Source organism: Pseudarthrobacter sp. B4EP4b (genome assembly GCF_006680095.1).
Taxonomy (GTDB): domain Bacteria; phylum Actinomycetota; class Actinomycetes; order Actinomycetales; family Micrococcaceae; genus Arthrobacter.
Window position 1 is genome coordinate 50,572 of record NZ_VHIJ01000058.1, and the last position, 20,129, is coordinate 70,700.

The following is a 20,129-nucleotide window of genomic DNA, read 5'->3' on the forward strand; positions in this document are numbered from 1 at the left end:
ACGGCGGGACGCGTCCGTGCCGGCGGTCCGGTCGTGCATCCCCGGCTGGTCGCCGTGGTCACCGCCGGGTCCTGCGTTGCGCACCCGTGGGTGGCGGTCGCCGGCCACCACGGTGCCTGGCTGGGCGTTTTGATGGTTGTGCTGGCGGCCGTCTGCGTACCCTGCAGCGTCCATATCTGGCGGCACAGCCGGGTGGGCGCACTGCATCAGGTGACTCTTTCGGCCCTGCTGATGGCCGGCCTGCATGCGGCGTTGCTGCTCGGCTCGGGAGGTGCGGGGCACGCCCACGGCGGCAGGCCGGCGTCGTCCGCTGTCCAGGCGACCGGGAGCATCCAGCTGCTGCTGGTCATCGGGCTGGAACTGGCCACGGCCCTGCTCGCCGCAACCTTGGTGGCACGGCTGCGCCAGGAGAACCGCACCACAATGGCGCGTCCCGGCGCATGGTCGCGCTACTTCTCGTTGGGTCCCAGGTCCGGAGCAGAGACGAACCGTACATCCCGGGTCGAGCTGCCTTGCAGTTCGAGAATGGCGAGTTCGTTGGCGCCTTGGCGGATCAGCGGGCCGGGTACGTAGAGCGTGCGCTGTGGTCCGCGGCTCCAGTAACGGCCCAGGTTGAAACCGTTGATGAAGGCATTGCCCTTGGTCCAGCCGTCCAGCCGGAGGTACCGGTCACCGGGCCCGTCGGCGGTGAAAGAGCCGAAGGACACCGAGGGGCCGGCCACTCCTCCCTTGTCCGGCAGTTTGGTGACGGCACGACGGAAACCATCCAGCGAACCCAGGTCCAGCGGCCGGATCGTCCAGTCCAGGACCTCCACGCCGTTCAACAGCGCTGGCCCGATCAGACCCTTTGCTTCGCCGATCCGCGGCCCGTAATTGACCCGGCCCTGGTCCTCCACGACAATCTGCAGCAGTCCGCCGTTCGGAAGGAAGATCGAACGTTCGCCAAGTTCACGGCTCAGGATCCCCACGGGGAATCCGTCCAGGAAGAACTGCGCCCGGTCACGGATTTCGTCGAAGCTGAGGACGCCGCCGTCGGGCACCTGCCGTTCATACAACTGGAACCCCCGGTACTGTCCAGTGGCCTCGCTGACTGGCAGGGATCCGGGGACCGTAAACGGGCTGCCGAAAGACTCCACGGCCTTCAGCAGGGGCACAGAGGACACAACGGACACGGTGCCCTCCGCTGCCTCGGCGCGGCGGGCAGGAACCTCGGCCGGTACGTCAAAGTGCCGGGCGATGACATCCCGGAACGCAAAGTATTTGTCAGTGGGGAAGCCGTCCTCGCTCAGCGGTGCGTCGTAGTCGTAGGACGTGATGGTGGGCTCGTAAATGCCCTTGTCATTGGCGCCGTTGGTGAAGCCGAAGTTGGTGCCGCCGTGGAACATGTAGATGTTGACGGAGGCTCCGGCAGTCAGCAGTGCGTCGAGCTCGGCTGCGGAAGCGGCGGCGTCGGTGGTGTGATGGTGGGTGCCCCAGTTATCGAACCAGCCGTTCCAGAACTCCGCGCCCATCAGCGGACCCGTGGGCTGCCGTTCGCGGAGGAACGCCAGGCGTTCGGCGGCGCGGGAACCGAACGTTCCGGTCTTGTGCAGCTCAGGCAGCGAGCCGTCCTCGATCATGGTGCCGAAGGGCTGGTCGCAGGTGAAGAGCGGGACGTCCACGCCGGCACGTTTCGCAACGTCCACCAGATGCTGGAGGTACGCCTTGTCGTTGCCGTACGCGCCGTACTCGTTCTCGATCTGGAACAGGATGTTCGACGACGATGGGCAGCAGACTGCCGAGGAAGGAGTCGACGGCGGCGAGGTAAGCGGGTTCGCTGCTGCGCACACCCACTGTGGGATCACTGAACAGCCAGGCGGGTAATCCGCCGTTGTCCCACTCGGCGCAGATGTAGGGGCCCGGCCGGACGATGGCCTGCATTCCTTCGGCTGCCACCAGATCAAGGAAATGCCCAAGGTCAAGGCCGCCGTCAGTACGGAAAGCCCCTGGTGCGGGGGAGTGTTCGTTCCACGGCACGTACGTCTCGATGGTGTTCAGCCCCATGAGCCGGGCCTTGTGGATCCGGTCCGCCCACTGGTCCGGGTGGACCCGGAAGTAGTGGATGGCGCCGGAGAGAATCCGGAAGGGCTCCCCGTCCAGCAGGAAGTCGTGGTCGCCAATGGCGAAGGTGTTCAAGGAGATTCCTCCGGGGTTATTTCACGGCCACCGAGGACCGCATGGAACGCGTACGCTGCGTTGCTCCAGACCACAAACAGCAGGGGCGCCGGCGCCAGGGCCACGCCCAGGACCGGTTGGAGGAGCGCGGCCGAGGCGATAATGCCGAGCAGTACCAGCATGGCCAGGCTCAGGTACCAGCGCTGGACGCAGAGGTAGAGGGACGCAATCACCAGGCTTCTGAGCCGGGCGTCCGGGAGCAGCACGGCCCCGGCGACGGACAGCACCGCCACACTCACCACCACGGCCGCCGCCACCACAATGACGGGAACCAGCACCGCCCCGGCGGGCAGCGACTGGACAATCGCGAGGTCCACGCCGAGGAACAGCAGCACCGCGACGGCGGCCAGGCCCACCAGGGCCGCCCGCCGGAAGCCTCGCCGGTAGCCCCGCAAGAAGGAGGCGACCGGCTTAACCGCAGTGCCGTCGTCGTTCAATGCCTGGAAGGCGGCAAACAGGCCCGCGAGCGACGGCGGAACCGTCACCGAGAGGGCCAGGAAGAACGGCCACGCCGCGATGGGATCGGCCACCAGGGCAAGGCACAGCACCAGCGGGGCGTTGGCCAGCGCCATCAACACGTTCCCGGCCAGGAAGGTGTAGACGAAGCCGAAGATGCCGCCGAACGTTTCGAACCCGGGGCTCGGAATCCGGGCCGCCAGTCCGCGCCGCCGGGATTGGTGCTGTGCCACGGAGCTCATCCTTTCATGCCGCTCGTGGCGATGCCCTGGATGAAGTAGCGCTGGCCCAGCAGGAAGATGATCAGGATGGGGATCACCGAGATGACTGAGCCGGTCATGATCATGGCGTACTCGGCGTCGAACTGGCCCACAAAGGAGCGCAGGCCCAGCTGGACGGTCCACAGGCGGTTGGACGTGAGGTAGATGAACGGGCCCATGTAGTCGTTCCAGGTGTTCACGAACGTCAGCAGTGCAAGGCTGGCCAGGGCCGGCTTGGACAGCGGCAGGATCACCCGTGCCCAGATGCCGTACTCGCTCAGGCCGTCGATGCGGGCCGCTTCACAGAGTTCGTCCGGGATGGTCATGTAGTACTGGCGCATCAGGAACACGCCGAACGCGCCGAACGCCTGCAGCAGGATCAGGGCGTTGAAGCTGTTGGTCAGGCCCAGGTTCTGCATCATGATGTACTGCGGCACCATGTAGGCCTGCCACGGCACGGCGATGGTGCCGATGTACGCCAGGAAGAGGACGTCGCGGCCCGGGAAACGGACCTTTGAGAACCCGTAGGCGGCCAGTGACCCGGTGAGCACCTGCAGGCAGGTGATGATGACGGCCAGGTACAGCGAGTTCTGCAGGTACCCCACCATGGGGATCCGGGTCCAGATGTCCGTGTAATTGCTCCACACAAACTCGGACGGGATCCACTGGATGGGAACCGTGAGGACCTGGTTGTTCTCCTTCAGCGACGAGGACACCATCCAGATGAACGGCACCATCAGCGCCACCACCAGCACGGCCAGCACGGCGTAGATCACGGTATCCGTGGTGCGGGCTTTCCGTTCCCGGCTGGAGCGTTTGCGCTGCCCGGAACCCCGCGTGCCGGTACCAGTCGTACGACGGCGGCCTTCCGCAGGTGCCAGCCCCGCCTTGGCAAAGGGTGCCTCGGCCTTGAGGTCTTCGGCCATGTTGGTCATCAGCGTTCCCTCCGCTGTTGGATCTTGAACTGCAGGACGGTGACCGTCAGGACGATGAGGAACAGCACCAGCGAGATGGCCGACGAGTAGCCGAACTTACCTTCGCCGATGCCCTCCTGGTAGATGAGCTGGGAGAGGACGGTGGTGGAGCGGCCCGGCCCGCCGTTGGTCATCACCACGATGAGGTCGAAGACCTTGAAGCTGGAGACCGTCAGCATCACCACAACAAAGAACGTGGTGGGCCGCAGGGACGGGATGGTCACGTTCCAGAACCTCTGCCAGGCGCTGGCGCCGTCCACTTCGGCCGCTTCGTAAAGTTCGTTGGGGATGGCCTGCAGGCCGGCCAGGTAGAGAACCATGTAATAGCCCATGTCCCGCCAGACGCTGGTGATGATGACGGCGGGCATGGCCCAGTCGGAGCTTGACGTCCAGCCGGGGGCCTCGGCGATGCCGATGGAGTGCAGGAACTGGTTGATGGGGCCGTTGTCCGGACTGAAAAGCATGTTCCAGACGACGGCGACGGCCACCAGCGAGGTGATGTAGGGGAAGAAGATGGCCACCCGGAAAAAGCCGATCCCCTTGAGCTTCCGGTTCAGGAGCATGGCCAGGAGCAGTGCCAGTGCCATGGTGAGGGGGACGTGGCCCAGGGCGTAGGCGACTGTGTTGCGCAGCGCCACCCAGAAGGTGTCGCTGGCCAGCATGCGCTGGAAGTTGGCCAGCCCCACCCACTTCGGTGCCGTGAACGAGGTCCACTCCATAAAGGAAAGGGCGAACGCCGCCAGGACGGGGATGAGCGTGAAGGCCAGGAAGCCCAGGAAGTTCGGCAGGATGAACGTCCAGCCAATCAGGGTGTTCCGCCGGGCCTGCTTCCGGTTGCCCCGGCTGGCAGCCGGGGCAACGGGAGGAAGTGTTTTTGTTGTCATGATGGCTGTTACTGTCCGAGGACTTCGCTCTTGACGCGCTTGCCCATCTCGGCGAGGCCGTCAGTGACAGAGCGCTCGCCCACCATGATGAGGTCGTGCTCCTGGTTCAGGACCTTGTCCGTGGCGGCGGACTTGTCACTGACCGGCATCTCCAGGGCGGTTTCGTCCGGGGTGAAGGCCTTCTTGGAGAGCTCGTCCGTGGGCATGCCGTCGAGCTTGAAGTACTCGGCGGTGATCGCATCGTTCTGCAGGGCCGGGACAACACCGATCTTGGAGATGGCCTTGGCGCCGTCTTCACCGGCGGCCCATTCGATGAACTTCTTGGCTTCGTCAGAGTGGGATGCGTTCTTGTTGACAGCGAAGGCGGTGGGGGAGCCGAACGTGGTGACCTTACCGTCGGAGTCCTTCTGCGGCAGGGGAGCCAGGCCCCAGTTGACGTTGGTCTTGCCGTCCTTCTTGGCCTGCAGGACGCCGGCGATGTACCAGGTGCCCATGGGCATCATGGCCGCCTGGCCGGATTCAAACATGGTGCGGTAGCTGGTTTTCTGGCTCTTGGCCGTGCCGAAGTCCAGGGTGGCGCCGCTCTTCTGCAGGTCCAGGGTGGTGTTGTACTGGTCCTCCATGAAGCTGTAGTCGCCGCTGTTCTGGTCCGCGTGGTTCTGTGCGGCTGCGATGGCCTGGACCGTGGAGCGCCAGATGTGGTGGTAAGTGCCGTAGACCTTCTTGCCGCCGGCCTCGGTGGAGAGCTTCTTGGCGAGCTCCGTGTACTTCTCCCAGGTCAGGTCCTTGGGATCGTCGATTCCGGCGGCCTTGAACAGGTCCTTGTTGTAGTACAGCAGCCAGAAGTCCTGCCGGTATGGGGCGGCGAAGTACTTGCCGTTGATGTCGAAGGCGTCGCTGCCGGCGAGGTTGTCCTTGCCCACCTTGTCCACCACGCTGTTGATTTCCTGCAGCTGGCCGTTGTTGGCGTACCGGGAATAGTCGATGACGTTCTTCATGGTCAGGACATCGGTGGTGTCGCCGCCGGCCAGCATGGTGGTGACCTTTTGCGGGTAGTCATCGGCGAGGATGTCCACCGGCTCGATGTCCACCTTCGGGTTGGCGGCCTCATAGGCATCAAAGAGTGCCTTGAACTCCGGGGTGCCTTCGTAGTTCCAGACGGACACCGTCAGGCGGGTCTTGCCGTCCTGGCCCTGGGGTTCGGCTGGGCCTGCGGCACCTGCGCAACCGGTCAGGCCAAGCCCGGCGGTCACTGCCAGGGCGATGGCGGCGAGGGTTGTGCGCTTCATTGCGATCTCCTTTGTAGGGTTTCAATTTTGCCGCAGCGGCGGCGGTGTTCTTTGGTCAGGCGCTGAGGGAGAGGTCCTCGTGGAGGACCTGGGCGAGGAGGTCCCGGCCGGTGAGGTACCGTTCCAGGTCGTCCAATGCGGCGTCGGACATCCTCCGGGTTTCGGTGCCCAGTGAGCCGGCGATGTGGGGGGTGATGATGACGTTGGGAAGGTCGTAGAGCTTTGAATCCGCGGGCAACGGCTCCGGTTCGGTGACGTCCAGCAGGGCCATGATGCGGCCGGTGGCGCATTCCGCTTCCAACGCCGCGGTGTCAACGAGTGAACCGCGGGCGGTGTTGATCAGGGTGGCGTGGTCCTTCATGGCCTGCAGTTCCGGTGCCCCGATCATGTGCCGGGTTTCCGGCAGGGCGGGGGCATGGACCGTGACGATGTCCGAGGCCGGCAGCAGCTCCGCCAGCGGAACAAGGTGTCCGCCGGCCGCTGCCACTGCCCTCGGATCGGCATGCGGATCGCTGACCAGGCAGGTCACGTCCTGCAGCTGCTGTACCAGCTGCACCACCCGGCGTCCGATGCGGGAGAACCCGATGACGCCCACCACCCGGCCGATGTTGCCGAGCTCGCCGCGCCGGGTGGTGTAGCTCCAGTCCTCGCGGAAGGTGCGGGCATCGTTGGACAGTACGTGCGCTTTCTTGCCGGCCAGGACGATGGAGGCGAACGTGAACTCGGCCACCGGGATGGCGTTGGCGTCCGCACCGTTGGTCACCAGGATGCCGCGGTCCCACAGTTCCTCGCTGACGAAGCTGCGGACGGTTCCCGCGCAGTGGAACACTGCCCGAAGCTTGGGCATCCGCTCCAGGCGGGCGGCGTCCAGGCGGGGCACGCCCCAGCTGGTCAGGAGGATTTCGACGTCGGAAAGCCGCTCCGTGAGCTCCGCACCATCGAGCGAATCAGTCCAGGGGTCCGCGCCGAGGTCAACGACTTTTCCCAGCCGTTCCAGCCGGGTTGAATCAAATTGATCGGCAAAGGTTCCACTGTTCATGACCAGCAGCGCCTTGGGCTTTTGTGACATCAGGGATCCTCCTTTCGCATTCTGTGGCTTGACCCGTAGGGGCTGAATCATGTCTTGCATCACATCTAACAATCAGTAGATACTCATAAACAAGACAGTTCATTCAAGCTGTTCCCGATCGTTCTAGAACGATCACACTCGAACATTCGAAAGAAGTCCATGACGCCTAACACCCTGCCGACGGCCACCCGTGAAATGCCGCTGGCGTCCGCATGGGCCAACAAGTCCGCCGGGCCTGAACTGACAGAGTTGCTTCGTGGCGCCCCCCAGCGCATGCGTGTGCGGCCGGCAGGGGAAAGGGTCTGGGAGAGAGTTCCCGCCGGGCTGCTCGTGGCACTGCGCCGGCATGCCGGCGAAGAGAGGGGCACGCCCTGGCCGCAGCCCCTCGTCTCGCATTATGCCCGCTATTTCCGCGACGGGAACCGCACCGCCTACGAAGGTCTGGTGGCGGCACGCCAGCAGCGCCTCACCCGGGCGGCGCTGATGTGTTTGTTCCCGGACCCGGGCCCGGACACAGGCACAGGCACGGACCCGGACACAGGCACGGACGCGGGTGCGGATCCGGACATGCACGCGGACCCGACTGTGAACGACAGGGACGAGCCGGACTGGCTCGACGAAGTGATCGACGGTGCGTACCTCCTGTGCGAGCAAAGTTCCTGGAGCTGGGCCGCGCACGATGACGTCTTTTCCCGCTCCGGGGACGTGGTGCCGCGCAGATCCCGGCCATACCTGGACCTGGGTGCCGGGGAGGTTGCAGCCCAGCTTGCCTGGCTGGACCACGTCCTGGGCGACCGCCTGGACAGCAGGGCTCCCGGCCTGCGGCGCCGCATCCGGGAGGAAACCGCGGAACGGGTGATCCGCCCCTTCCTGGACCGCCTCGACTGGCACTGGCTGGGGCTGGACGGCAACGTCCACAACTGGAATCCCTGGATCCACTCCAACCTCCTGGCAGCCGCGATTTTCCTTCTCGACGATCCAAACGAACAGGCTCGAACAGTGGCGCGGTGTATCGAGGGACTGGACCGCTTCCTCGCCTCCCTCCCGGCGGACGGCGCCATCGACGAGGGCTTCGCCTACTGGTGGAACGGGGCAGGGCGGATGCTCGAAGGGCTTGCCTTGCTGGAGGAAGCCACCGGCGGTGCGCTTGATGCGGACCTTCCGGTAATCCGGGAGCTCGTGGCCTTCCCGCACCGGATGCACATCGGCGGGGACTGGTTCCTGAACGTCGCTGACGGTCCCGCCCGCGCAGCTAAAGCGCTGCCGTGGGACATGCTGCACCGCTGGGCAGTGCGCCTGGGTGACCAGGACGCCGCACGGCATGCGGCGGCTTGTGCTCCGGCCCGGCCGGAGGCGGCGGCAGGCCTGGGCCGTGTCCTTCATTCGCTCCTGAACGCCGCCGATACCCCGACGCCCGCCCAGTCGCCGCTCGTTCCCTTCACCTACCTGCCGTCGGTACAGATTATGGCGGCGCGCGAGCAAGGCGGCACCGAAGAGGGCCTGTTCCTTGCCGCCAAGGGCGGACACAACGACGAACACCACAACCACCGCGACGTGGGTTCAGTGGTGGTTGCGGTTGACGGAATTCCGCTTCTGGTTGACGCCGGCCAGCCGACGTATACGGCAAAGACGTTCGGCCCGGATCGCTACGATATCCGGGCCATGCAAAGTGCCTGGCACAGCGTTCCGGCACCGTTCGGCTTGGAGCAGGGCACGGGCGCGGAGTTTGCGGCCAAGGTTCTGAATGCTCCCGATCCCGCGGACCCTACGTTGCAGCTGGCGCTCGGCGCGGCCTATGGGGTGCGGCCGGACCAGTGGATCCGCACCACATCGCTGGACCGGAAAGCCCGGACAGCAATCGTCGAGGACCGCTGGGAGCTTGGTGTTCCGCCGGTAAACGGAACGTCCGACGTCGACATCACCTACCTTGCCGCCGGTACCGTCACCGTGGGGCATGGCGCAGCCACCGTCCTGCCAGCGGGCATTCCCGCCGCCGTCGGGACCACCCGCGGAGCCGAACTGCGCTGGGAGCCGGCCGCCGCCGTCGTCCTCGTTGATGAGTGGCCGCTGGACGATCCCCTCCTCGCGGACATCTGGGGTGCAAAGCTCACGCGCCTGCGCTTCCGCCAGCCCGTCGCTGTGCCCGCCCATCCAATCGCCGAACTGTCCAGCGCCGCCGGCGCATTCACCCTCACCGTGGAGGCCACGCCATGAGCCCTGAACTACCGCACGAAGCAGCCGGCAAGGCGCTCTTTTCACTCCAGCGCAGGGAGCGGCTGATGGAGGAACTGCGGGCCCACGGTGCCATTACGGTCCGCGACATCGCCGCGAAACTGGGAGTCAGCGAGCTGACCATCCGGCGCGACGTCAACCTCCTCGCGGACGAAGGGCTGGTCTCCCGCGTCCATGGCGGGGCAACACTGCCCAGCCGGCTGGACCGCTCAGCGGCTGCGGGCCGGCCGCAGCCGCACAGCTATGCCATCGGCATGGTGGTGCCGTCGCTGGACTACTACTGGCCGCAGGTCATCAGCGGGGCGCGCGCCGAGGCGGAGGAGCAGAACCTCCGGATCATGGTGCGCGGTTCCGCCTACGACGCCGCGGACAACCGCCGGCAGGTGCAGGCGCTGCTGGACAACCAGAATGTGGACGGGCTGATCGTGGCGCCGGACATGACCGGTGACCAGGGCCAGGAATTGCTGCGCTGGCTCAACGCGCTGCCCATTCCCGTGGTGCTGGCGGAACGCCGGTCGCCGGCCGAAATCCCTGCCCACCGGCTGGAGTGGGTGGCCACGGACCATGCGTTCGGCGCGGGAATGGCGGTCCGGCACCTGTGGCAGGAGGGGCACCGGCGGATCGGCTGCCTCACCGACTCCTCCAGCCCCACCAGCCCGCATGTGGTGCGTGGCTGGCGGCAGGCCCTTGCTGCCCTGAAGATTCCACTGGAGGGATCCGTGCACGAGGACTCGGCGAAACAGGAAAACGGCGAACGCGCCAAGCACTTCGACCACGTGCTGGAACTGTGCGAAAAGACCGGGACCACCGCCATGCTGGTCCATTCGGACACCCAGGCGGTGGCATTTGTGCAGCACTGCGCGGACCGGGGACGGGCGGTGCCGGGGGACATGGCCATCGTGGGGTACGACGACGAGGTGGCCTACCTCGCCGAGCCCGCCATCTCGGCCGTGCGGCCGCCCAAGCAGTATGTGGGGAAGGTGGCAGTGCAGCTGATGGCTGCCCGCCTGGCCGAGGGAAGAATGCGGCCGGTGCACCGCATTGAGCTGAACCCTGAGCTGATCCTGCGCGAATCCTCCATTGGTGCGCCGCGGGTGCCCAATGCCGACGTGTTGCAGGAATCCCTGTGACGGCGGCACGGGTGCCGGAAACGGCCTCACCTGGTACGGGCCCGCAGCCTAAAGCGCTGCTGCTCAGCGGCGTCGGCCGTTATGGCGACCCCTGGCATCCGTTCGCTGAGACGTCCGCGGCTTTGGCGGGCCTGCTGCGGGAGGCGGGTTACGACGTCGACCTTCCCGCTGATGTCGACGCCGCCCTGGCGGGCCTCGCCAGCGCTGACGACACTGCTTTGCCGGACCTCCTGGCGGTCAACGTAGGCCTTCCCCGCGACGGGCAGCCGTCCCCCGGTATCCCTGATGCCGCGGCAGGGCTGACCCGCTGGCTCAGCTCAACCCGTCCTTTACTGGCCAGCCATGTCAGCTCCACCAGTTTTGTGGACCTGCCCGCATGGGAAGCCGGGTTGGGCGGCCGGTGGGTGCGGGGCCAGTCCATGCATCCGGAGTATGGGCCGGCCGCCATCCACATCCTGCCCGGTTCCGGGCCGCTCGTTGCCGGGATTGGCGACTTCAAGCTCCCGGATGAGCGGTACAGCTGGCTGCGGACCGCTCCGGGCATTACGGTCCATGCCACCCACACCCATGACGGCGTGGAGCACCCGGTGATGTGGTCCTTCGACCGGGGTAGTGATCCTGCTGCGCCGGGCTCCGGAGCCGGCCGGACCTTCTACGACGCCCTGGGCCATGACGCCGCCTCCTACGAATCCACCGAACACCGGGAACTGCTCCGCCGCGCCCTTGCCTGGCTGACGGCCTGAACACCGAACCCCCTCTGCCCCTGATACCCGAGGAATCCATGCCAACCACAGCTCCTCCTGTTTCCCTTGCCCTGCCGCCCTTGGACCGCCGGCTCTCGCCCTACACCGGCCTGACCCGGGAGCACTGGTGCGCCTACGCCGACTACCTGCTGCGCTCGGCCCAGCGCTACGCCACGGAGGACCACGCCAATCTCCACCTGCCCGGAGCTAACAGTGCCTACGGCCCGGCAAGCGACTCACTGGAAGCCTTTGCCCGGACCTTCCTGCTGGCCTCGTTCCGTATCAAGGGGGATCCTGAAGGCACTGGCTGGCTGGCGGACTGGTACGCCCAGGGCCTGGACGCCGGAACCGACCCCGCCAACCCGGACCGCTGGCCCACGCCGGGGGAGCTCGGCCAGGCCAAGGTGGAGGCAGCGTCCCTGGCCGTTGGCCTGGCGCTGACCAGGGAGGTCCTGTGGGACAAGCTTCCGCAACGGGTCCAGGAGCAGCTGGTCGCCTGGTTCGAGACCGTCATCGGCGAGGAGTACCCGCCCATTAACTGGGTCTGGTTCCAGATTGTGGTGGAGACCTTCCTGGCCTCCGTCGGCGGTAAGTATTCCGACGAGGACATCGACGCCGGCCTGGCCATCCACGACTCCCTCTACCGCCACCACGGCTGGTTCGCCGACGGGCCGGAACGCGCTTACGACCACTACGTGGGCTGGGCCTTCCAGGTCTACCCGCAGCTTTTGCAGCTGATGGCGCCGGAGGATGCCCGGGTCAAAGCACGGGCACAGCTCGACGGCGGCCGGCTCGCGGATTTCCTGGATGACGCCGTGCACCTGGTGGGAGCCAACGGCGCCCCGCTGATCCAGGGCCGCAGCCTTATCTACCGCTTCGCCGCCGCGGCGCCGTTCTGGTCCGGCCAGTTGTTGGGCAACACCAGGCTGAGCGCGGGCCTCAGCCGGCGGGCCGCCTCCGGGATCCTGGACTATTTCGTCAAGCGCGCCTCCATCACGGATGACGGGCTGCTCTCCATCGGCTTCCACGGTGAGTTTCCGGGAATGAAGCAGTCCTATTCCGGCGCCGGCTCACCCTACTGGGCGGCCAAGGGCATGCTGGGCCTGGCCCTGCCCGCCAACCATCCCGCCTGGACAGCTGTGGAGGAGCCGCTGCCGGTGGAAGTCAGTGACACGCGCCGCTTGCTGGCGGCACCCGGCTGGCAGGTGAACGGAACGGTAGCCGACGGCGTGGTCCGGATCCGGAACCACGGTACGGACCACGCCAATGCGGGAGTGGCGGTGGCTGACTCGCCCCTCTACGCCCGGCTCGGCTACTCCACCTCCACTTTCCCGGACCTCGAGCCGGAATCCCTGGACAACGCCGTCGTCCTGGTAGACGGCGACGGCAAGCCCACGCACAGGACGGGCTTTGAGTACCTGGGGCAGCAGGACCTGGACGGCGTGCTGGTGGGTGTTTCCCGCGGAACGGTGAACTGGATTGCCGTTGATCCCGACGCCGGTCCGGACCACGGCAGCGGCGCTAAGGGCACCGCCACCGCGGGACCGGAGGTGACAGTGGTCTCGGCGACGCGCGGCTCCGTGGAGCTGCGGCTGGTCCGCGTGCGCGGCACCGCATCGGCACCGGCAGCCACACTCCGCATGGGCGGCTGGCCGGTGGATGCGGGTTCCGGGACGGTCAGCGGCATCCACCCCGTTGCCGGTTTCGGCTCGTTGTTGGAGGAGGCCGGAACCTGGCGCCGGGACGAACCGCACCCCATGGGGGAGCAGCTGACCATTCCCTGGATTGGCACCTCGGGCACGGCGAACGACGGCGACTATGCCGCCGTCGTGGTCCTCACCGGCGAGGGAAGTGCGGACTTCCATGCCATCCGCTTTGTCCCGGCGGAGCAGGAAGGCGGCGGCCGGTTCGAATTCGCCGACGGCGCCACCCTCCCCCTCGACGCGGCGTTGGAGTTTTTGGACAGGTAAGCCTAGCCCTGGCCGAACCAGTCCCGCGCCGGGTTGGTGACCTCCGGTGGCGCCCGGTGCAGGCCGGGCTGGGCGGCCCACTTCACGCCGTTGGCCAGGACCCGTTGGATCTGGGGGTGGTGGTACACCGGATACTCCTGGTCGCCGGGGCTGAAGTAGAAGATCCGCCCCTTGCCCCGGGTGAAGGTGACGCCGGAGCGGAACACCTCGCCGCCCGCGAAGGAGCTGATGAAAATCAGGTCGTCGGGGTCGGGGATGTCGAACAGCTCGCCGTACATCTCCTGCTCGGGGATCACGATGGGACTGTCCACGCCTTCGGCGATGGGGTGCGAGGGCTTCACGGTCCATACCAGCTCGCGCTCGCCGTCGTTCCGCCAAGCCAGCGAGCAGCTGGTGCCCAACAGTTTGGTGAACACCTTGGCGAAGTGGCCCGAGTGAAGCACGATCAGTCCCATGCCGCCCAGCACGTGCCGGTGGACGCGTTCGACGACGGCGTCGCTCACCTCGTGATGGGCCATGTGTCCCCACCAGAGCAGGACGTCCGTTTCGGCAAGCACCTCCTCGTCCAGGCCGTGCTCATCGTCGGTGGCGAGGACCGCCGTCGTGATATCCGCCTCCGGGTAGTAGGAGCGGAGGCCCGCCGCGATGGCGCCGTGGATGCCGTCAGGGTAGATCTCACCAATGTGGGATGGCTCGTTGATGGCCTCGTGGACGCCCTCGTTCCACACCCGGATCCTCAGTTTGTCATTCATTAGAGTCGAACCTCCTTCTGCTCCAGCGCGGACTGGTAGCACGCGTCGATGATCTGCGCCCGGTAAAGAGCCAGGGAGCCGTCGTGTTCGCCCCACACCGCCTCCCCGCCTCGTACCGCCGTGACGAAGTCTTCCACCACTGCATCGTGGGCGCGGCCCGGCAGGACCGGCGGGACGTAGTCGGCGGATTCGCCGTCCTTGTCCGTGAACACCCGGAGCTGGCCGACGGGCGGGAAGGGCGCGCCCTGCACCTTGAGTTCGGCGCCGCCGTCGGTTCCGTAAATGGTGAAGTCCAGGAGGTCGTCCGTCTCACGGTAGGTTGCCCAGCTTGCCTCGATCAGCAGGGTTCCGCCGCCCTCAAGCCTCAGGAAGGCCGACGCGAAGTCTTCCACCTCGAAGGCGTGGGCGGAGGCGAGGGCCGAGTACTCTTTTCCGCCGCCGCGGCCCTGCGGGCCCAGCTCCGAGTGGGTGGCGGCAGAGACGGCCACCACCTTGGGCTCACCGAGCAGGTGCAGCGCGTAGTCCAGGGCGTGGACGCCGATGTCCGCCAGCGGTCCGCCGCCGGCGAGTTCCGGGTTGGTGAACCAGCTGCCCAGCGTGGGGATGCCGGAGCGGCGCAGCCAGGAAGCCTTGGCGTAGTAGGGGCGGCCCAGGCCGCCGGCGTCGATCACGCCCTTGAGCGCCTGGATATCGCCGCGGCGGCGGTGGTTGAAGGCGACATCCAAAACGCGCCCGGCCTTGCGTGCCGCGTCCACCATGGCCTGGCCTTCGGCAGCGTTGCGCGCGATGGGCTTCTCGCTCAGCACGTGGATGCCGCGTTCCAGGGCGGCGACGGCGATGGGGGCGTGCAGGAAGGTTGGTACAGCAACGCTGATGGCGTCCAGGCCGCCGTGGTCCAGCATGTCTTTCCAGTCCGCGAAGGCGTTGGGGATGGAGTATTCGGCCTGCAGTGAGTCGCGGAGCTCCTGCTCCATCCCGGCCAGCGAAACGATGCTCACGCCGTCCAGGGCTTCATAGGCCTTCAGGTGCTGCTGGCCGGCCCAGCCGATGCCAACAACGCCCACCCGCAGCGACTGCCCCGGAGGTGCTCCCGGGAGAACGGCGGGCTGCGCTGTGGGCTGTTGCTCGTTGGTCAAAAGAGGGTTCCTTAAGGGTTGCTGGCGGGTGCGGCTGGTGATTTTCGGTACGCTCAACCACCGGCTGTGGAATCGATTCCAAAAAGTCTGGCAGCCACCCTCGCTCACTGTCAACCCCCTGGGCTAGCCGTTCGTCGAGTCGCGGACCACGAGCTCATGCGGCAGGAAAGTCCGGCCGCGGCGGTGTTCACCCGGTTCCGTCATCCGCGCGAAGAGCGCCTCAAAGGCCACCCTGCCCATCTCATAGGCAGGCTGCCGGATGGTGGTCAGTTCCGGGACGCACATCTCCGCCTGGATGGAGTCGTCAAAACCTGCCACTGCAATGTCTTCGGGGACCCGCAACCCGGCGTCGATAATCTCCCGGACGCAGCCGGCGGCCACCGTGTCGCTGCCGCAGAACACGGCATCGGGCAGCGGGTCCAGCTGCAGAAGCTCCTTGGCGAGGCGGCGCCCGGCGTGGAAGTCGAACTCGCCTTCTGCGAACAGCAGATGCCTTGGTGACATGCCTGCCTGGGCGGTCGCGGCGCGGAAACCTTCCTCGCGCAGCCGGCCGGAACGGGCCAGCCTGTTGCCGATCATCGCCAGGCGCCGGCCGCCGGTTTGGATGAGGTGCCGCGTGATGTCGAAGGCTGCCTGCCGGTCGTCGATGGAAACACCAAAGGCCGCCCCGGAATCAACGATTTCGCAGACCTGCACCACGCTCAACTGCTGCGCCAAGGCCTCCACCTCGGCATCGGCCATGGCGGGCGAAAACAGGATTGCGCCATCCACGGAGCCGTTGCGGAGCATGTCCACCAGCTGCTGTTCCCGTTCAAGGTCCCCGGACGTCGGAGCAATAAGGCTGACGTAACCGGCCTGGGCCGCGGCGTCACCGAAGCCCCGGAAAGCCTCGCTGATCACGGGGGAGTTGAGGTTCCTGGCGAGGGCCAGAATGCGCATGGTCCGGTCGCGGCGCAGGTCGCGGGCGGAGGCGAGGGGGCGGTAGTTGAGCTCCCGGATGGCGCCGGTGACCTTTTCCTTGCTTGCTGCGCTGACGGCCGGGCTGCCGTTCAGGACGCGGGAAACCGTGCCCACAGACACGCCTGCCGTTCTGGCGACGTCCTGGACTGTCGCTCGCGCCATTCCCTCATCCTTCCGCGGCCAGTGACGTAAGTCCCCGCCTCCATTGCCCGTGCCGTCCGGTGCTGCGGCAGGTTTCCCCAGCATAGTCCGGCGGTACAAGGAAAAACGGCCGCCGAAGTGCCAGTTGCCTGGCGGCTCCAACGGCCGTTCCCGTGGTTCAGAGGAAGGCTGCGACCCGCCTACTTCGAGGCGAAGAAGCTCACGCACTCCCCTTCATTGGTGAAGCCCGGCTCCACGTTGATGGCCCAGCCTCCGCCGGCACAGGCTGCCTTGCCCGACACAAAAGCCACTGTGTACTCCCGGGTGGTGCCGTTCGGGGCAGTCACGGTGACTGTCGCCGTCGGCCGTTGAACCGTAGCCTGGGACACCACAACTTTGGTGTTGGTGTCCAGCGGGTAGGCGGCAACTGTGGGCGCCGCCGTCGACGTCGTGAGAACTGTGTAATTGCCCGTTCCGGACGAGAAGCCCACTACGGACTTCTGGTCCACCAGCAACCGGCCGAGGTCAGCGAGGCCCGCTTCGCCCAGCCGTGTGCCGGCAATGGCCACCTCAGCCACCTTGGTGTAGGAACCGGGGGTCGCCACCACAACCCTGATGCCGCGGGTGGTGACAGGGTTGAACTCCACCTTGGTCGGAGCGGTGGTGCTCAGCCCGGTGACGGTTCCTGCCGAGGTGTCCTGCCAGGCCCCTGAAGCATCCTGGTACTGGATTTTCAGGCTCTGGGCTGCCTTCTCGGCGGAGGTCACCGTCACTGAGTCCACGGTGTAGTCGCGGCTGAAGGCGTAGCTCAGGCTGTCGCCGTTACGGCCGCCGCCCACCCAGTTGGACCACCGGGTGGACGCGTTGCCGTCGCAGGTGTTCCTGGCGGTGTACGAGCCCTCGGTGTAGCTGGCGGTGACCGTGGTGGCGGGATCGTCCTTGCAGATGTTGCTGCTCGGGACGCGGTCCACCACCAGCACGGTCAGCAGGGCATCGAGCGGTTTGTCACCGGCCACTCCGGTGCCGGCCTTGCCACGGACGGTGGCAGTCCCCGGCGTTTGCAGCGCCGCCGGGTCAAGGGTGCTCCAGTCCCAGGTCACAGCGAGATCGTTCCGGGCCGCTGCCGCTCCCACCTGGCCGGGAACAGTCGCGGGCGCGGCCGCCTTGACACCGTCCAGCGTGGCACCCGCTCCGACCGTCACCGACACGGGGTCCGTGGCCGTGTATTTGCCAACGGTCACGGTTGCCTTGGCGTCGGCGAAGGACTGGCTGTAGACGTCCGTGCCTGACCCGGTGATGGTCACCGTGCCGCGTTTCTTCCAGACGGCAGGATCCACAGTGTCCCAGTGAACTGCTGCCGGACGCCCTTCACCCGTGGCGTACAGCGGGGTAACGGTGGACGGCAAGGATGGTGCAATGCCAACGGGAGTGCTTAGTTCCACTGGCTTGGTGCCGAGCAGCTTCAGGTCGGCGAGGTCCGTGAAACCCCAGGCCTGGTGCGCGTTGCCGGTTGCCGTTGCCGTGGTTCCGGTGGACGAGCTGAGCGACACGGAGGCTCCCGCAGCGGTCTGGTTTCCGGAGACCTGCAGGGCGATGGCGGCTCCGGCGTTCACCAGCGACCACTGCTTGCCATTTTCAGTGGTGACTATCCATTGCGCCGCAGGATCAGCTTTGGCCTGTTCCAGGGACATTGTGGCCAGGGACGCGCTGCCCGTTTGGCTGGCGTTAAGCACGCCACCGTTGCCGGTCAGAACGCGGCCGTCCTTGTTGGTGACCACCCAGCGTCGGTCGTTCGCGAACTGCTTGCCGCCCGCTGCGGTGAACGTCCACAGCTGCGGGCTGACCTCCGCCGTCGTGCTGCCCGGATCCTGGATGGCGGCGGACCCGTCGGCTTTGCCGGTGAGGTACTTTCCGCTGGCTTCACCGGTGAGGTGGTAGCTGTGGCCGTCCTGCACGGGGGCGGCGTTGCCCGCCACTCCGCTGACGCCGTCGACGACGAAGGTCACCACGGACGCGGCCGGAACGTCCAGCGTGGCTGACTTTGCCGCGCTATCGACGGCGACCGGGGCACCTTTGACGAGGGCGTTCCGCTCGATGTCGTCCAGCGGGGACTTGGTGGTGACCACCGGTGTGACGGTGGCGCCGGGAGCGATGCTGCCGAACCGGCTGAGGTCGATGGTGACCTTTTCCGCCGTCGGAGTGTCATTGAAGTGCACCAGGCTGGCCCCGTTGCCGTCCGCGTCCAGGGCGCTCGCGGTCTTGGCGTTGTCATTCTGGATGAGGAAGTCGCCGGGGCGGATGTAGTGCGTGAAGTTCCGGGTGGTGTTGTACTTCTGGTTGGTCAGGACCTTGCACTTGGCGGCGTCGGCGCTGGCGCCGTCGTTGAGCCGGCGGTTCGAGAAGCCCTCACGGCCCGCGTAGTTGCAGTCGAAATCAACGTAGATGGAGCCCCAGCCCTTGTCCGCCTTTTCCTGCTTGTAGGTGTCCTCCACCGGCTGCCAGAACACCCAGGCGTCCGGTTCGAGTTCGCGCAGGTCGTTGACCATACGGCCGGCGATGCCCAGGCCGTTGGTGATGTTGGAGCGGTCCCAGCCGCTGGTGGAGTCGCCGAGCGCCGGGTTGCCGGTCCAGAAACCGCCCACTTCGCTCATCCACAGCGGCTTGTCCGTGGAGTTTGCCAGGTCGCGGACGCGGCGGCGGTCGTTGGTGCCGTAGGTGTGCACGTTCAACTGGGAGACGGCGTCCTTGGCCTGCTGGCTGTAGCCGTTCCAGTTGGTCATGAACTTGCTCGGATCAGTCTCGTCCATGGCAGAGATGACGGCGTCCGTGCTGGTGCCGTCCTTGGCCAGTTCGGCGGCGAGCAGTTTGGTGACGCGGTCCTGCGCCGCCGGGTAGATCAGCGCGCCTTCCTGTTTCTGTGTGTAGGTGGTGGGCGGCTTGCCGGTGGCGGCGTTGATGTCCGTGCCCCAGTAGCCGGAGTTGGGCTCGTTGAACGGATCGATGGTGTCCACTGTGATGCCGCTGCCGTCTTCGAGGAGTTCGACGGCGTGCTTCATGTAGGCGGCGAACTTGGCTTCCGCATGGGGCAGCAGATTCTCGCCCTTGTTGGTGTTGACCTGGCCGGAGACGTAGCCGCTCTTGGTCATGAACCACGGAGGAGAGTTACTGAAGGCTTCCCAATGGGTGATCTGCTGGTCTGCGGCGAGGCGTTCCACCCACCAGCGCTGGTTACGGTCTGCATCGGGGTTGTAGGAGGCGGGGTCATCCGGGTTCCACTGGTTGAGGAACGCGAGCTTGTTGGCCTGCGCGGGGTCCACCGACCCGTCCGGGTTGTACAGGTTCGATGGCGTTTCGCCGGCACCGGGTTCAGTGACCGGCTTCCACCAGCCCTCCACCGCGCTGCCGTCGTTCAGGTAGTTGGCGACGTCGGACGCGTTGCCGCCGCCCACGTTGTAGCGGGCAATGTTGAGGTTAAGCCCGTCCTCACCGAACACCTTCTGGTAAAGCTCCTCCCGCAGCTCCGGCGGGTAGCCCGCCGTCGCGTTCGCAAACCAGACCAGGCTGGTGCCCCAGCCTTCAAAGGCCTCGCCGCGGCTCGCCGGGTTGGGGGTGATGGTCACCGGGGTGGCATCGGCTGCTGCCACCGGCGCGGCCGGCAGCACCGCCAGGCCGGCTGCTGCCGTGACCGCGGCTGCCAGGGCGGCCACCGGCCTTCGCAGCCTTCGTGGTGGTCGGGCGGAGAACGTCATTGTTGTACCTCACTGTCTCAGGAAGCGTTGCTGGTGCCGGCGCCCGCTACGGAGATCCAGGGGAGCGGGAAAGCTGCGGCACAGCGAGACTATGGGCGGGAGGCGGCCGCAACAAGCCACTCGAACAGCATCGATCGTGCTCGAACAAACCTGCACGCGGATGATGCAAT

General features: G+C 66.5%; 13 protein-coding genes and 2 pseudogenes. 5 read left to right on the plus strand and 10 right to left on the minus strand.

Going from position 1 to position 20,129, the window contains the following annotated elements; all coding sequences use genetic code 11:
* Nucleotides 1–33 precede the first annotated feature (33 nt).
* Nucleotides 34–408: pseudogene (locus tag FNL14_RS19530) on the plus strand (hypothetical protein); the annotation flags it as partial.
* Nucleotides 409–449: 41 nt separating this feature from the next.
* Here FNL14_RS19530 and FNL14_RS19535 read toward each other — a convergent pair.
* The 6 genes and pseudogenes from FNL14_RS19535 to FNL14_RS19560 form a co-directional block, all read right to left on the minus strand.
* Nucleotides 450–2,175: pseudogene (locus tag FNL14_RS19535) on the minus strand (beta-galactosidase family protein).
* On the minus strand, nucleotides 2,172–2,912 hold the full coding sequence (locus FNL14_RS19540) for a DUF624 domain-containing protein (protein ID WP_142063470.1): 741 nt from the start codon (nucleotides 2,910–2,912) through the stop codon (nucleotides 2,172–2,174). The pseudogene FNL14_RS19535 and the gene FNL14_RS19540 overlap by 4 nt, the downstream one beginning before the upstream one ends.
* The gene (locus FNL14_RS19545) at nucleotides 2,909–3,865 is read right to left on the minus strand and encodes a carbohydrate ABC transporter permease (protein WP_142063473.1); all 957 of its coding nucleotides are present in this window, start codon (nucleotides 3,863–3,865) and stop codon (nucleotides 2,909–2,911) included. The genes FNL14_RS19540 and FNL14_RS19545 overlap by 4 nt, the downstream gene beginning before the upstream one ends.
* Complete coding sequence (locus tag FNL14_RS19550; RefSeq protein ID WP_142063476.1) at nucleotides 3,865–4,788, minus strand: carbohydrate ABC transporter permease; 924 nt, start codon at nucleotides 4,786–4,788, stop codon at nucleotides 3,865–3,867. Before FNL14_RS19550 ends, FNL14_RS19545 begins: the two co-directional genes overlap by 1 nt.
* An 8-nt stretch (nucleotides 4,789–4,796) precedes the next feature.
* Complete coding sequence (locus tag FNL14_RS19555; protein ID WP_142063479.1) at nucleotides 4,797–6,077, minus strand: ABC transporter substrate-binding protein; 1,281 nt, start codon at nucleotides 6,075–6,077, stop codon at nucleotides 4,797–4,799.
* A gap of 55 nt (nucleotides 6,078–6,132) precedes the next feature.
* Nucleotides 6,133–7,146 carry a hydroxyacid dehydrogenase gene (locus FNL14_RS19560; RefSeq protein WP_142063482.1) on the minus strand — a complete coding sequence of 338 codons (1,014 nt, stop codon included), beginning with the start codon at nucleotides 7,144–7,146 and terminating at the stop codon, nucleotides 6,133–6,135.
* A 159-nt stretch (nucleotides 7,147–7,305) separates the two neighbouring features.
* Between FNL14_RS19560 and FNL14_RS19565 the strand changes: the two genes are divergently transcribed.
* Genes FNL14_RS19565 through FNL14_RS19580 form a run of 4 tightly spaced genes read left to right on the plus strand, consistent with a single transcriptional unit; the run spans nucleotide 7,306 to nucleotide 13,221 of the window.
* On the plus strand, nucleotides 7,306–9,360 hold the full coding sequence (locus tag FNL14_RS19565) for a heparinase II/III family protein (protein ID WP_255470929.1): 2,055 nt from the start codon (nucleotides 7,306–7,308) through the stop codon (nucleotides 9,358–9,360).
* On the plus strand, nucleotides 9,357–10,508 hold the full coding sequence (locus FNL14_RS19570) for a LacI family DNA-binding transcriptional regulator (protein WP_091423281.1): 1,152 nt from the start codon (nucleotides 9,357–9,359) through the stop codon (nucleotides 10,506–10,508). The genes FNL14_RS19565 and FNL14_RS19570 overlap by 4 nt, the downstream gene beginning before the upstream one ends.
* Nucleotides 10,505–11,251 carry a ThuA domain-containing protein gene (locus tag FNL14_RS19575; RefSeq protein ID WP_255470930.1) on the plus strand — a complete coding sequence of 249 codons (747 nt, stop codon included), beginning with the start codon at nucleotides 10,505–10,507 and terminating at the stop codon, nucleotides 11,249–11,251. Before FNL14_RS19570 ends, FNL14_RS19575 begins: the two co-directional genes overlap by 4 nt.
* A gap of 38 nt (nucleotides 11,252–11,289) precedes the next feature.
* Entirely contained in the window at nucleotides 11,290–13,221 is a 1,932-nt protein-coding gene (locus FNL14_RS19580) for a DUF2264 domain-containing protein (RefSeq protein WP_142063485.1), read from the plus strand.
* 2 nt (nucleotides 13,222–13,223) lie between these two features.
* Here FNL14_RS19580 and FNL14_RS19585 read toward each other — a convergent pair whose 3' ends face one another.
* The 4 genes from FNL14_RS19585 to FNL14_RS19600 all read right to left on the minus strand — a co-directional run bounded on the left by FNL14_RS19585 (nucleotide 13,224) and on the right by FNL14_RS19600 (nucleotide 19,959).
* On the minus strand, nucleotides 13,224–13,973 hold the full coding sequence (locus tag FNL14_RS19585; RefSeq protein ID WP_142063488.1) for a ThuA domain-containing protein: 750 nt from the start codon (nucleotides 13,971–13,973) through the stop codon (nucleotides 13,224–13,226).
* Nucleotides 13,973–15,109 carry a Gfo/Idh/MocA family protein gene (locus FNL14_RS19590; RefSeq protein WP_370455887.1) on the minus strand — a complete coding sequence of 379 codons (1,137 nt, stop codon included), beginning with the start codon at nucleotides 15,107–15,109 and terminating at the stop codon, nucleotides 13,973–13,975. Before FNL14_RS19590 ends, FNL14_RS19585 begins: the two co-directional genes overlap by 1 nt.
* 123 nt (nucleotides 15,110–15,232) lie before the next feature.
* Nucleotides 15,233–16,231 carry a LacI family DNA-binding transcriptional regulator gene (locus tag FNL14_RS19595; protein ID WP_142063491.1) on the minus strand — a complete coding sequence of 333 codons (999 nt, stop codon included), beginning with the start codon at nucleotides 16,229–16,231 and terminating at the stop codon, nucleotides 15,233–15,235.
* A 179-nt stretch (nucleotides 16,232–16,410) separates the two neighbouring features.
* Complete coding sequence (locus FNL14_RS19600; protein WP_142063494.1) at nucleotides 16,411–19,959, minus strand: discoidin domain-containing protein; 3,549 nt, start codon at nucleotides 19,957–19,959, stop codon at nucleotides 16,411–16,413.
* Between the last annotated feature and the right edge of the window lie 170 nt (nucleotides 19,960–20,129).